The sequence below is a fragment of the Trichocoleus sp. DQ-A3 genome (assembly GCF_039961975.1).
Taxonomy (GTDB): Bacteria; Cyanobacteriota; Cyanobacteriia; order Cyanobacteriales; family FACHB-T130; genus FACHB-T130.
Map to the genome: position 1 here is coordinate 89,683 of NZ_JAMPKC010000014.1, position 14,551 is coordinate 104,233.

Consider the following 14,551-nt stretch of genomic DNA (forward strand, 5'->3'; position numbering starts at 1 on the left):
CTCTTTCCCGCACGCCCGACTTCCGAGTTTTAAGACACTCACCGATGAGCAAAGTTTCACAACGAACAAGCTGAAAATCTTTCTTTTTGAGACGCTCTGGTTTGTTCGGGCAATCCGGGAGTAGAGCGCCGCTACGCTAACAGTCCTACTTTCAAGTGAGAAATCTGACAAGCGACAAGCGATCGCAATGAGTCGGGTCGCGGTTGAATAACATGGATCAACACCACACTCCAGACCAAAGTCCAGCGGACTACGAAAACCAACTTGTTGCCTTGGGGCGCGTCCTTCAGACCATGCGGGAAGAGGAGAATGTTGACGTTCTCATCGAAACCACCCTGAATTATCTCGCCTCCGAGTTTGACTATCGCCTGATTTGGATTGGCCTCTACGATCGCTTAGATCACCGTTTATTTGGCAAAGGCGGCGTCACTCCCACCGGCGACACAAAATTTCTTAAAAGTAAGTTTACCCTAAGTCCCGGCGACCTTCTGGAGCAGGTAGTCATCCAGCAGCGCTCCTTAGGCGTCCCAAATCTCAGCGAAGAAGTGCGGGCTGGAGAATGGCGTCGAGCAGCTCAACAATTTGGAATTCAGGGTGCGTTTTTTTATCCTTTGCGCTGCAAAGACCGTTGTTTTGGTGTCGTGCTACTAGGATCGTCCTTGTGGGGTGCCACTCCTCGACCGGGAGAAAAAGCCCAGATGTCAATGCTATTTGGGGGATTAGCTGCTGCCCTGTACCAGATTGAACTTGACTGGCAGCACTCCTCGACCAAGCGCCCCGACCAGCCACTATTTCAGGTGCTAGACCAGATGGCGCGGATGCCTGCGATGGATCAACGCCTAGAGGCTGTGGTAGCCATGACGCAGCAATTTATTGGACCAACTCGCACCAGCGTCTACTGGTATTCCCCAGAGCGACGCTACTTTTGGCACCGAGTTGGCAACCGCCAGACATCTAGGGGACTCGCTTCCTCAGCCGCCAGTGCTGCTGCTGGTCTTACCGTCCAAGAAGTCAGCGAATTTTATCTAGCTCTGAATGAAAATCGGCTGATTGCCATTGGCGCGGGTAGAAGCCCCCTAAAAGCCGAAGTAACCGGGCGCTTGCTCTCCAGGTTGCGGGCACGCTCCCTTTTGGCTGCGCCGATTCGGGTAAAGCAGGAACTGGTGGGCTTTCTGGCAGTGGAAGGCAATGAAGCTCGCATCTGGGAAGAAGCGGAAAAAAACTACATTCGTGCGGCTGCTCAGTTGATTTCCCTAGGGGCAGGAAGTGAGGAGATAGAAGGAACGCTTGAGCGTACCCAACAGGATGCCCAACTGGTAGCAGAGTGTGCCCGTATCCTCGCCGACAACACAAACGCTGAGAAAGCCTTAGATGAGTGTGCCCAACTGCTCTTGAAGCGGCTGGGGGCAGAACGTTTTTTGGTACTGCAACAACCCAGAAGTGGTCAGGGGTCATGGTTCGGGAATGGGGAACAAGACTCATTGCCCATTCCCCCAGGTTCAACTGAACACTCAAAACAGAAAGCTGAAAATTATTCGGTTGTTTACCAGCGCCAGCCACTGAATAGAAGACCCCTAACAACTTCCCTCAGCGCTGTTACAGGTGCTGACCGGCAGCTAATCGAGGAAAGTCCTGAAGCCGTGGCGATTGAAGATTGGGAACAAGACTCGCGACTGGGTCGCTGGCGGGAGAGCTTGGCGGGTTTAGGCGTGCGATCGCTTTTAGTCTGCCGGATGTCCAGTCGCGACACCTCTGAGCTTGACCCAGACCCGAAAGAGAACTTACCCCTTGTTGTCATTGGTCATAACACTCCCCGAACTTGGAACCAAACCGAGCGCCAATTACTAGGCATCGTCAGCCAACAATTAAGTTTGGCAGTCCGCACCTTGGATATGAGAACCTCCACCCAACTCTCAGAGTCAGCCCAATCCTTCTTCCAGGCTGGCTTGAAGATTCTCTTATCGGCACCGCTAGACCCCGCCGGGTTCGATCGGGCTTGGGTGGAATTCCTCTCTGAGATGCTGCAATCTCCTCTAGCGCTCTTGCTTACTTGGGGAGGCACTCGGAAAGATTCTCGGATTGAAAACGCCAAGGTAGCGGCGGCGGTGATGGCAAACTCGCGGTTTGCCCTTCCCCCCGACCTTTCGGTTCCACTCAACGATGCATTGATTCAGGAAGCTCTAACGACTGAGGGTCTTCTAGAAAAGCGGGGCACGCAAATCCCCAGTAGATCCCGGCAATGGCTGAGCAGCGCCAGTATCGGCTGCTTGCTGGTCATGGCTCTCCCCCAGGATGAAGGCGGAAGGATGAAGGAGGAAACAACTCCCCTTCATCCTTCCGGTGGTCTGGTTGTGCTGGCAGACAGCCCCCAGCGTCAGTGGCCCGAACACTTACTTCCGGTTGTGGAAACCTTGATAGGACAGTTCGCTCGGATTCGCCAGTACACCTTGGAAAACGCCGCTCTCTATGGGCAAGTCAGAAACCTAGAACAGCTGAACTGGTATAAACATCGTTGCATGGCAAGCTTGCATTCCTCTGCCGCCGATCGACTTAACCGCCTGAATCAACTTGTAGGGGGGGGGTTATCAGATATCCCTGCGGGAGAACAAACCAATCGTGCAGACAGTTCTGTACCTCCTAAAGGGCATCCTCCAGATAAATCTTTAGCGCGTATGCACTCCTCACAACTCATCCGCGAACTAGGGAATATCCTTGGGGAGTTCGCCCCGCTCGTGGAGGAGGAGCAGTGGCAACTGAAGCGCCGACTGACAAAGGTGCCGTTAGTGAATGTGTTGAAGCGATCGCTCTGGTTCGTTCAACCTCTATACCATCAGCGCCAGATTCAAGTATCCATCGGAGGAGTGGGTAGCAACCTTCACGTATATAGCGACCTGCTTAAGCTGGAATGCGTCCTCTCCGAACTGTTAGCGATCGCAGCTCGTAAGGCAACCGCAAACAGCCGGATTCATCTCAAGGCTGAAGTCAAAATTCCCCAAGAGGACAGCGCTTCCCTTGTGGAATTGTTAATGACCGATTCGGAACGTTTTGATTTGACAACACCCGTAGGAGCAGCTTTCCATCTCGAACCGACCTTGAAGATTTGCCAACGCTTCGTGCGCTCTTTTGGCGGCGAGCTTCAGTTTTACCAGATGGAAGGACACCGCTACTTAACTCGGTTGTTACTACCAATGGTCAATTAAAAATTAAAAATTGAATGCCCAATTTTTAATTTTTAATTCTTTTACACCGCTTGCGGCTGAACCTGCGGCTGGAACTGGAACAACGAATACACGACATTACGGCGGATATCCGTCATCATGTCTAGAAACATCTCATACCCTTCCTGCTTGTACTCAATCAGAGGGTCTTTTTGACCGTAGCCGCGCAAACCTACCGACTCGCGCAAGGCGTCCATTGCTTGTAGGTGTTCCCGCCAAAGGGTATCAATTTGCTGCAAGATAAAAAACCGCTCGGCTTGGCGCATCAAACCAGGCTGAATTTGATCAACAGTCGATTCTTTGAGGTCGTAGGCTTTTCGCACTTCTTCTTGCAAGAAAGTTTTGATTTCCCCAACGCTCATGTCTTCTAGATGGGACGGCTCCAAATCTGCCAACAGATTGACAAATTCCTTCACCTTGGCGACAAGGCTGTTTAAATCCCATTCTTCCGAAGGTAATTCTGGATTGACGTAAGCCTCCACAATGTCATCCATTGTCCGCTCGGCATACTGAATCACCTGTTCTTTCAAATCCAGCCCTTCTAAGACGCGGCGGCGTTCGGCATAAATAGCGCGACGCTGGTTGTTCATCACCTCGTCGTACTCAAATACCTGCTTCCGGATGTCGTAGTAGTAGGTTTCGACTTTTTTCTGCGCCCCTTCCAGACTCCGGGTTAGCATCCCGGATTCAATGGGCATATCCTCCTCTACCCGCAATCGATCCATCAATCCTGCCACGCGATCGCCACCAAAAATCCGCAACAGGTTGTCTTCCAAACTCAAGAAAAACTTCGTCGAGCCTGGGTCTCCTTGCCGTCCGGCGCGACCCCGCAACTGGTTGTCAATCCGGCGCGACTCGTGGCGTTCTGTGCCGATAACGTGCAAACCGCCCAACTGGATCACTTCTTCGTGTTCGGCGCTCGTAAATTGTTCGTACTCTTTGTGAATTAAGTTGTAAACCTCCCGCAGCCTTTGGATGACCGCGTCATCCGTCGGTGCTTTTTCTGAGGCAACGGCTAGCTTATCCTCTGCCTCCAACTCTGGCAGGCTCCGCTCTCCATATTGCTGTACGGCAAAATCTACCGCACTTTTCAGCTTTTGTTCCGTATCCTTGGATAACTGAGTCGGGAAAATTTGCGGGCTAACCTTCCAGCTTTTCACCTTCTTACCGGGAGTAAACCCCTGCGCGGGGGCACGTCCTGGCGCTCCTGCAACCTGGCTTAAGGCAAAACTATCTTCTTCTTCCGGCTGCACAATCTTGGGCATCAAGTATTCCCGCAGCTTCAGGCGTGCCATATAGTCCGCATTCCCGCCCAAAATGATGTCGGTTCCGCGACCCGCCATGTTCGTCGCAATCGTCACTTTCCCTTTGCGACCGGCTTGAGCGACAATTTCCGACTCCCGCTCTACATTTTCCGGTTTGGCATTCAGCAGGTTGTGCGGCACTTCTCGCTCGCTCAACAGAGTTGACAGGAGTTCTGATTTTTCTACGCTGGTTGTTCCCACAAGGACGGGTCGCCCAACTTTGTGCATTTCCGCACACTCTTCAGCGATCGCCCGCCACTTTCCTGCCTCTACCTTGTAGACCACATCGGGCATATCTCCCCGTCCGCTCGGTCTATTAGTGGGAATTTGCGTAACTTCCAGTTTGTAGATTTTTTCAAATTCGGCTTCTTCTGTCTTTGCCGTTCCGGTCATCCCGCCGAGCTTTTCATACAGCAAGAAGAAATTTTGATAAGTAATCGTCGCGAGTGTTTGCGTTTCATTCTGAATTTCTACCCGCTCTTTCGCCTCAATCGCTTGGTGGAGTCCGTCACTCCAGCGACGACCGGGGAGTACCCGCCCCGTAAACTCATCCACAATCACGACTTCCCCGTCGCGGACGATATAATTTACATCTTTTTTAAACAGCTCTTTTGCCTTAATCGCATTAAAGATATAGTGCGCCCAAGGATCGTTGGGGTCGTACAAATCCTTGACTTCTAGCAGCTGTTCTGCTCTGGCAAACCCTTCATCGGTCATCAGAACGTTACGAGCTTTTTCATCTACCTCGTAATGCCCTTGCTTATTCCCGTCGCTCTCAACTTCCTTTTCCAGGGCCGACGCGATCGCTGCCGCCTTCATGTACTTCTCAGTTGGACGCTCGACTTGCCCGGAAATAATCAACGGCGTCCGCGCCTCGTCAATCAACACCGAGTCTACTTCGTCGATGATGCAATAGTTCGGGGGACGCTGTACCACATCCGCCATTGAGGTTGCCATGTTGTCGCGCAGGTAATCAAAACCTAGTTCGCTGTTCGTGGCGTAAGTAATATCGCAGGCGTAATTTTTCTGGCGTTCGCTTGGCCCCATTCCCGATTGAATCAGCCCTACGCTCAAGCCCAAGAACCGATGCACCTGACCCATCCACTCGGCATCGCGCCTCGCCAGGTAGTCATTGACCGTGACTACGTGGACTCCCTTGCCAGTCAGGGCGTTGAGGTAAGCCGGTAGGGTTGATACCAGGGTTTTTCCTTCCCCAGTTTTCATTTCGGCGATTTGACCTTTGTGCAGAACAATCCCACCGAGCATCTGCACGTCAAAGTGGCGCATTCCCAAAACTCTCCGCCCTGCTTCCCGCACGACTGCAAAAGCTTCTGGGAGCAACTCATCCAACAGTTCTTGGCGTTCCCGCGCTGTCTTAGTTTTCTCCAGTCGCTGTTTAAATTCTGCGGTTTTGCCCGTCAGTTGTTCGTCGGACAGCGCTTGGATTTCTTCCTCCAAGAGGTTGATATCTACAACATAAGGTTGGTATTTTTTGAGCTTGCGTGCGTTGGGGTCGCCCAGTAATTTTTTAAACATAGCAGCAAAAGGAAACTTTAGAAGGATGAAGGATGTTAGCGATTCGCTGTCGCGTATAGCGGTGCTTTCTTCGCAGGATGAAGGATGAAGGATGAACTTAGGAGTCAGAAGTCAGAAGTCAGCGGAGAAGTCCTACTTGATTCATCTTTCTGCCTAGCGGTTTTATGCCTCCAACGACCTTCGGCATTTATCAATCATCGTATCATTTCCACTTAGGCTGAGATGGTACGGGCATCCCGTCTAACTTTAGGGTGAATTTTCCCATTCAGCAGTCAGATCCCGGAAGTTGTATTGATTAGCGCCAGGGTGACAGGTGACGCAACTAGAGAGTTTTACGGGCTGGGGCAGTTCGACGCGAGGATGAAGTGCTTTTAAATAGCGAGATTCTGTAACCCGATAGGGCACGGTTTCTTTTTCTAGTTGGGGACGAGAGTAAGTCCTCACGTAATCCCAAATCAGTAAAAGTGAGGGAGTGATGATGCGCGGCAACTGCGTCCCGTAATGTTGGTGCGTTTCTTGCAGCAGATTTTTCCAGGTTTCCATCGGCAGAACGGCTGGGGGGACGGCAATGTGACAGGTGGAACAGTTATCCACGTAAAGTTGCTGTCCCAATTCGAGGCGACTGATAACCGGATCGACGGTGCCCATTATTTCTGTCGCTGTGTTGGCAGTGGTTGGGGACATTTGGGCAATGGGGACTTTGCTCTGAACGTCCATCGCCATTGCCATTCCCCATCCCAGGATGATGCTCCAGACTAAGAGCAGCAAAAACAAAGTAAAAAGCGATCGCTTGCGGATGCCCTTAGGCGCGGCTTCTCGCCCAGGGAAAGAGCGGGAGCGGGTTTTTGACCGGACAAGCTTTGGCATAACGGATGCTTGGGTAATGGGTAATGGGTCGTGGGTTGTGGTTTGTGAGTTACACCGACTACCTGCTACCTACTACCTACTACCAAAAGACAACTGACAAGGGACAAAAGTCTATGGAATCGGAATCGAGCGCAGCAGACGCTCCACAATCGTCTTAGCACGGCGACCGCCCGATGGAATGAGACGATGGGAAAGGACGTGAGGTGCCAGGAACTTCACATCATCGGGAATAGCATAATCCCGCCCTTCCAAAAAAGCCAGTGCTTGGGTACTTCGCTGCAAGGCAACGGTACCGCGAGGACTGGCACCGAGCGTAATTTCTTCATCTTCCCTCGTCGCCCGCACCAAGTCGAGAATGTACTGTTGCAAAGACGCCTCTACCTTCACGCCGCCACACAGACGCCGTAACTCCAGCACGTCTTCCAGGGAAATACAGGGCTGTAAATCTTCTACCCTAACGCCTTCAGCGAGCCGTTGCAGCATTTGGAGTTCTTCTTGCTCGCTGGGATAGCCCAAAGTTAAGGAAACTGTGAAGCGATCCATTTGGGCTTCTGGCAACGGAAACGTGCCTTGATACTCAATTGGGTTCTGAGTTGCGATCGCAAAAAACGGATTGGGTACGGTGCGAGAAACCCCATCAACGGTGACTTGTCGCTCTTCCATCACTTCTAATAAAGCAGATTGGGTGCGGGGGGTGGCACGGTTAATTTCGTCTGCCAGCAGCACGTTTGCAAACACGGGTCCCGGCAGAAATTCAAACTCGCGTCCGGCGGGATTCCAGATATTCGTGCCGGTGATATCAGTGGGCAAAAGATCCGGAGTACATTGAATGCGTTGAAACTTTCCGTCAATCGAGCGTGCCAGCGATTTAGCCAACAGGGTTTTACCAACGCCAGGGACATCTTCCAACAGGGCGTGACCACCGGAAAGGAGGGCTACTAGCACTAAGCGAATGGCATCTGCTTTGCCGACAACTGTGCGACCCAGATTTTGCGTCAGCTGCTCAATACGTTGTCTCATAGTCGTTATTTTTTCGTCATTCGTCAGTAGTGAATTCGTCCATTGTCCGTCGTCTGTTGCCTGTTGTCTGCGAACAGTAACAATGACTGATGACGACTGAGGATGGATGAATAAGACCGCTTAGCAATTCACGCTTAAAAAGTAAAAAGGCTCTTGCTGCCTCGCAGTCTGCCTGTATTTGTATCTCACCTCACTCTATTGCAGTCCTCAGTCCTCAACCCTCACTCTTTGGCTCCTCACTCTTCGACTCCTCAGTCCTCAGTCCTCAGTCCTAAATAAGGCTCTTGCTGCCTCGCAGTCTACCTGTATTTGCGTCTTAAGCGCGTCCAGGGAAGCAAATTTTTGTTCGGGGCGCAAAAACTGTTCCAAGCTCACAGTTAAGGTCTTTCCATATAAATCTCCGACCCAATCTAACAGGTGAACTTCTACGGTGGAGGTGGTACCGTCTACCGTGGGGCGATTGCCAATATTCATCACGCCGATGCCCTCTATTGGCAAGGAACAACCATCCGCCGCTACTTTGGCTTCCCCATTCCCTGTTTCTGTTTGCCCGGTGGCTTCCGAACCATCCTCGGTTTCGCTATAAACTCTGACACAATAAACGCCCTGTCGGGGTAAAAACTTTTCTGAAGGAAGTTGTAGGTTGGCGGTAGGAAATCCGATGGTTCTGCCTAGTTGTTGTCCTTTCACGACTAATCCAGTGAGCGTGTAAGGACGCCCTAATAACCGATTTGCCTGCTGTAAGTCTCCTTCCTGGAGTGCTTGACGGATGACTGAACTGCTAATCCGTTCGCCTTCACAGGTTTGCAAAGGCACTAAGGTGACAGGAATGCCATAAGAGTGCGCGATCGCTTTTAAGTCCGCCCCCGTACCCGCTCTTTGGCACCCAAAGCGAAAATCCTCTCCGACACTCACACTTTGCGCTCTGAGTTGTCCCACCAAAATCTTTTCTACAAACTGCTGCGGACTCAAAGCAGCCAGTTCCCTGTCAAAAGGCAACAGCACCAGCTGTTCCACACCCAATGCCTCTAGTTGTCGTACTTTTTCGGGTCGGGGTGTTAGCAGTCCTCGGCGTTGACCTGTAAAAAACTCTCGCGGATGCGGATTAAACGTCACCACTGTAGCGATGGGATATTCGTTGGAACTGAGAATTTTCGTCTCAGGCGACCGTCCCGTGTCCTCACTTTGGCTTTGCCAATGGTATTCTAACCGCCGATGCAGGGACGATGGAGGAAGCGTTGGTACACCCGGAACGTCAGAAGCCTTCAAAATTGGTTTGACGACCTGTTGATGCCCGCGATGCACACCATCAAAGTTTCCCAAGGCAACAGCGGTTGGTTTTAGAGCAGTGTCAGGAGAAGAAGTTACCCACACGCTTTACATTTTTACATAATTTAGTCGTTCGTCATTAGTCATAAAGGATTAGCCAATGACCAATTTAGGCAGAAACGCCCGCTTCTTGGACAGCGATCGCATTTGGCAGATGATTCTGTGGCACTAGCTGAATTGACAAGCCTTCCCGCGCCATTATCGCTTCGGGAAACTCTTGCGCCACCTGTTCGCCAACCCGATCGAGAAAATCATCATTGTGCAGCGGATCGTGGTGGAAAATTACCAGTTTTTTCACATTCGCGGCACGAGCTACTTTCACGGCTTCCTGCCAGGTCGAATGTCCCCAACCTACTTTAGAAGATTTGGGTGAGTCGTATTCCTCATCCGTGTAGGTAGCATCATAAATTAGGACATCTGCATTCCGAGCCAGCCACAAAACTTTTTCATCCATGCGAGTCGGGGAGTGTTCTGTATCGGTTACGTAGGCGGCAGCGCAACCCCGCCAGTTAACGCGGTATCCCACAGCTTCCCCAGGATGGTTTAACAGGGCATTTTCGACTGTAATTTCTCCAATTTGTACCTTTTGCCCGATTGGCAAATCGTAGAATTTCAAATCGGCTCCCATGATTTGTAAAGGCACGGGAAAATTTGGGTGGAGCATTTGGTCGCGCAGGCGCTGCTCAATCGTCGAACCGTTCGGAGCAACCGTTCCATGAATATGAAACCGATTCCCCTTAATAAAAGCAGGAACAAAGAAAGGAAACCCTTGAATGTGGTCCCAGTGGGAGTGGGTGAAGAACATATAAGCTTCCACCGGCATTTGAGATAGCAGGGATTGCCCTAATACTCGTAGGCCAGTGCCGCCATCGAAAATCAGGCGTTCACCACCCACTCTCATCTCAACACAAGGCGTATTGCCTCCATACCGGACTGTCTCCGGCCCCGGACAGGCGATACTTCCTCTTACTCCCCAAAAGTGAATTGTGAATAGGTTTTGCATGCTAGACATGGGTGTTGCCTGTAGGATTCCGATCGCGGGTCATCAAAAAGGTTTTACTGATTGTGCATATAGTTTGATGCCAGAAGCCTGCACGAGATTGGGACCGTGCCTGCTTGAGGAAAGTCCAGCCAATCTCAAAAAGCCTTGGTTGCCAAACCAGGCTCAACAATTCAGCGGCTGACGTACTAGAGAGTGATCCGGCAGAAGACCCTATTCTTCTATTTGAGTATGACTCAAAACTGCTCCCTGGCATAATTACAGATGCCGCTTTTGCAAGCGTTTTTTACGGAAACTTTTTAAGTTACGCTATTGCCTCTGGTAGGACACGCATCCAAACTAGGAGGACGCTAGCTTTTGGATTAATTTAAAAAGCTTAGCAGTTTAGTTGTAAAAACGTCTGGCACTTGTGCAACAGTAATCTGTGATCTAGCTCACCTTCAAAATATAAACAAGTCGCTAGAGGATAAAACTTGCCTTGTGTAGACAGATGAAGTTGCACACCTGGAGAGCAAAATTTCCTAAGAGGAGCGGATTACCTCTCCCTCTCTATATGGATCTTACCAAGTCTGAGTCTAGATTGCCTGCCGCTTAGTTAAGTGAAACTTTTTTAGTAAGAGTTGATTGAGAATCACAACGCTCTCCTGAACTCGTTGCCCACATATAGATTGAGGGGGATTGAGGGCGTTCTTTGGGAATGCAGCTCATCTATATCAGAATCTGAATCAGAGCAAAATATAAAGCCATCAAAAAAGCGCTTTTTGTGACGGGCACTCTGGCACTCAGGTGCTTTCATCAGTCACCTCCTCCACTTCTGGCATCACTGATTATCTAGCGTGCGCCTAGAATATCTGGTTCAACAACCTTCGTCAGCTCGGTATACACAGCCATATTAAGCAAGGAAAGATATCTACCCGCTACCAGCCTCTGCCAGGTCTTGTAAACTCTGAATCATTGTATTTATTGCTTGCCTAGTACCGAGGGGCACCCAGCTGACTACTACGATTGCCTTTAACAAGATTGCTCAAGTCGGTAGCAAGACAATAGCCCTTCTCCGTTGAGTACACGCTGGAGAGGCGAACAATTATTTGTCCGAACATCAGCCTTGCAGGGAATACCAGCGAGAACCGCTATAACTGCGCTGTCTCATCCCACTTTAGATTTTGGATTTCAGGTTTTGAATGGCACAAGTCTTGACAGCAAGGACTTTCAGCAATTTACTTGTGGCGACATTCAGGTGAAATGGTCTCAAAACTTGCTTGAAGCGTTGTTTATTTTAGCTAAACCGAATCTATGTATAGCAGTAATACCACTTCAGGGCTTCGCATACTTACCCTTGAGAAGGCTGTTTACCCTCGGTAAATACTCAAAGCAAGCAGGATTGATTTAGCTAATCGCGAAATCAATCCGTATTGATATCAGTGCCAAAAAGAATTTACTTATGATTTTGGCGGTAAAGTAACCTGCCTAAAATATTCAACCTCGTGTTTCGACTCGGTAAATACTGAAAATGGCTTTTATAGGATTTGTATCACCCAAATAAGTGCGTAGTTCTGCTGAAGACGTTACACCTATAAATGTGAAACACTTAATATTGAAGCTCGATATTTTGCGGTAATTGCAAAAGTTGAAACCTTGCGATTACTGCCCAGAATGATTGACTGGAAAGAATTTCAAGGCGCAAGCATCAGTTTTAATCGTACTGGCTTTTATAGGTAAATGCCTAGAGAAATGCTCGGACATCAGCAAAAAAATACTCATAATTTGAGTTTAAATGAAGATACGAAGAAGTTTTAAAAAATCGATAGACAATCAAAAGAATACTCTCTACAGTAGAAGTAACAATAAATTAAACATGATTGATTTTCAGGAAAATCAGGGGAAATCTACAAGTTCAAGGCATTTCATTGATGTTTAAACATCCTGTGATATACAACCTTGCACTGTAGTGCAAAGATCGCAGATTCCATAGCGCAACTTCAGTTCACTCTTAAATTGGTAAAGGTTTTAATTACGATGAAAAGGACAATCCCAACTCTACTTAGTTATTCCTTCGTGGCTGCTGGTGTTGCGATCGCATCTTCTGCATTTTCCCCAGCCCATGCTGCCTCTATGACTTTTAGCGCCTCTCCCTTCACAGGTTCTGCGGCGAAGGTCAACTTTACTTTGGATGACACCGCAGCAGGCGCAGGCAAAGTTCAGTTTACAATTGGTGTTGACACGAAGGTATCGTTTGCCGACCTACGTGGAGTCTTCTTCAACATTCTTGATAACTCGCTCCTAAGCGGTCTGAGCGTAGTTGGTCAGAACCAAACAGGTAAAAACGAATTAATAACCACGACTGCCTATAACACCAGCGGCAACCTTAGCACTGTTGGTCAAGCTAATTTGAATGGCGATGGAGGCAATCACTCATTTGAATTTGGTATAGAAATTGGTGACACAGGTTTGAAGGGCGGTAAGGACGACTTTCAAACGGCCGTTTTTACCCTGTCCCATGCCACAACAGCTTTAACCCTTGCTCAGTTTTATGGTCAGGACTTCGGAGTGCGCGTGATGAGCGTAGGCACCGGAAATAGTCGTGAGGGAAGCAGCAAACTAATCGCAACCGCTCCCCCAGCACCCGCGCCAGCACCAGCACCCGCGCCAGCACCCGCGCCAGCACCCGCGCCAGCACCCGCGCCAGCACCCGCGCCAGCACCCGCGCCAGCACCCGCGCCAGCTCCGGCACCAGCCCCGGCACCTGCTCCAGCTCCGGCCCCAGCTCCGGCACCAGCCCCAGCACCTGCTCCAGCTCCGGCCCCAGCACCTGCTCCAGCTCCGGCCCCAGCTCCGGCACCAGCTCCAGCACCTGCTCCAGCTCCGGCCCCAGCTCCAGCTCCGGCACCTGCTCCAGCTCCGGCCCCAGCTCCAGCTCCAGCCCCAGCACCAACACCAGGTGGCACCACTGGCGTCGATTACAGCAATGGCGGTACGGGGATTGACTACGGTTCCGGCTCTAACGGCACCGGCGGCGGCACTAAGAGTAACCCTAGACCAGTACCCGAACCCAGTACAGTGGGCGCACTCATGCTGACAAGTTTTGCAGCCATGCGGTTTGGCAAAAGACGGAAGACAAACGCACAGTAGCGTTAAGAGCTAGTTAAGCGACTGTTTTACCTTCTGTAGAGATACATATTTCAAAAAGAGCTTCTCACTTACGATACGGTGAGAAGCTTTTGCTCAGGGTGAATTTACTTCAAGCCAAAAATCTCAATGCGATAGGTATGTGAAAGTAGGAAAACTTATGGAAACATCTGTTGAAGTCAAAGAGATAAAAGTCAAACTTCTCTTGGCAGGGGGACATCAATACACTGTCTTTCTAAAGTCAGACGCCCCTATGCTAGAAAATCTGTTAAAAACTGTTGTGGCTCGCTCTTATAAGCAAGAAGATGGTTTTTATGGGTTGTTCCAGATTCCGATTGATGAGGGTCGCGCTTCTCTGTGTTTTCCAAGCGAACATCTGGTTGGTGTAGTTACTGAACCCTCTGTTTTTGTGATGCAAGAGGAACTTAAACCTCAACCAACGGATGTTTTAGCTTCTCCCTACGTGCAAATTGACAATTTTCTGACTCAAGAGGAACACAAACAACTACTCGACTATGTGTTTAAAAAAGAGCCAGCCTTTGTACCTACCAGCATTTCAACCGATGCGACTGATTATCGTCGGTCTATGGCTCTCTACTCTTTCCCTGAGTTTTCAGAACGGATAGTCAATCGCCTGCGAGCAATTTTACCGGATATATTTAGTAAATTAGGGATTCCATCATTTCCTGTATCTCAAATTGAGTCACAATTAACCTCTCACAATGATGGAAATTACTACAAAGTTCACAATGATAATGGTAGTCCTGATACTGCTACCAGAGAATTAACCTATGTTTACTACTTTTACCGAGAACCCAAAGCTTTCTCTGGTGGAGAGCTACTAATTTATGACAGCAAGATTGAAAATAACTTTTACGTGAAGGCTGATTCCTTTAAAACAGTTGAGCCTCGTAATAATAGCATTGTGCTTTTTCTCAGTCGTTATATGCATGAAGTATTACCTGTGCAATGTCCCTCAAAAGCCTTCGCAGATAGTCGCTTTACGATTAACGGATGGGTTCGACGTTGATATTTTTGCGCCTTCAGCTAGATTTTCTTTCTCTAGCTTCAGCGCTAAGCAATATTCAATGGCTATTTTCCCTTAAGGATTGATTTTTGGGAAACTTCCACAAGAAGCTCTCCGCTTTGAT

At 49.6% G+C, this 14,551-nt stretch carries 8 protein-coding genes; 3 read left to right on the forward strand and 5 right to left on the reverse strand.

Features of this window, described 5'->3' with window-relative positions:
- The first annotated feature begins 212 nt into the window (after positions 1-212).
- The gene (locus tag NDI44_RS19190; RefSeq protein ID WP_190414079.1) at positions 213-3,200 is read left to right on the forward strand and encodes a GAF domain-containing protein; all 2,988 of its coding nucleotides are present in this window, start codon (positions 213-215) and stop codon (positions 3,198-3,200) included.
- Between the two features lie 41 nt (positions 3,201-3,241).
- Here the strand turns inward: NDI44_RS19190 and secA are convergent, their stop codons facing one another.
- From secA to NDI44_RS19215, 5 genes are all read right to left on the reverse strand, one after another.
- Positions 3,242-6,058 (reverse strand): preprotein translocase subunit SecA, encoded by a 2,817-nt coding sequence (gene secA, locus NDI44_RS19195; RefSeq protein WP_190414081.1) that lies wholly within the window; start codon positions 6,056-6,058, stop codon positions 3,242-3,244.
- Between the two features lie 246 nt (positions 6,059-6,304).
- The gene (locus NDI44_RS19200) at positions 6,305-6,925 is read right to left on the reverse strand and encodes a diheme cytochrome C (RefSeq protein ID WP_190414083.1); all 621 of its coding nucleotides are present in this window, start codon (positions 6,923-6,925) and stop codon (positions 6,305-6,307) included.
- Positions 6,926-7,036: 111 nt separating this feature from the next.
- Positions 7,037-7,945, reverse strand: a complete 909-nt coding sequence (locus NDI44_RS19205; RefSeq protein ID WP_190414084.1) for a MoxR family ATPase — start codon at positions 7,943-7,945, stop codon at positions 7,037-7,039.
- 258 nt (positions 7,946-8,203) lie between these two features.
- A complete protein-coding gene (locus tag NDI44_RS19210) occupies positions 8,204-9,319 on the reverse strand; it encodes a bifunctional riboflavin kinase/FAD synthetase (protein ID WP_190414086.1) in 1,116 nt (371 codons plus the stop codon).
- A 64-nt stretch (positions 9,320-9,383) separates the two neighbouring features.
- Complete coding sequence (locus NDI44_RS19215; RefSeq protein WP_190414088.1) at positions 9,384-10,286, reverse strand: MBL fold metallo-hydrolase; 903 nt, start codon at positions 10,284-10,286, stop codon at positions 9,384-9,386.
- Between the two features lie 2,004 nt (positions 10,287-12,290).
- Here NDI44_RS19215 and NDI44_RS19220 point away from each other — a divergent pair.
- Both NDI44_RS19220 and NDI44_RS19225 read left to right on the forward strand, forming a co-directional pair.
- Positions 12,291-13,403, forward strand: a complete 1,113-nt coding sequence (locus NDI44_RS19220; protein ID WP_190414092.1) for a PEP-CTERM sorting domain-containing protein — start codon at positions 12,291-12,293, stop codon at positions 13,401-13,403.
- 157 nt (positions 13,404-13,560) lie between these two features.
- Positions 13,561-14,430: a 2OG-Fe(II) oxygenase gene (locus NDI44_RS19225; RefSeq protein WP_190414094.1), complete on the forward strand. Its 870-nt coding sequence runs from the start codon at positions 13,561-13,563 to the stop codon at positions 14,428-14,430.
- Positions 14,431-14,551 lie beyond the last annotated feature (121 nt).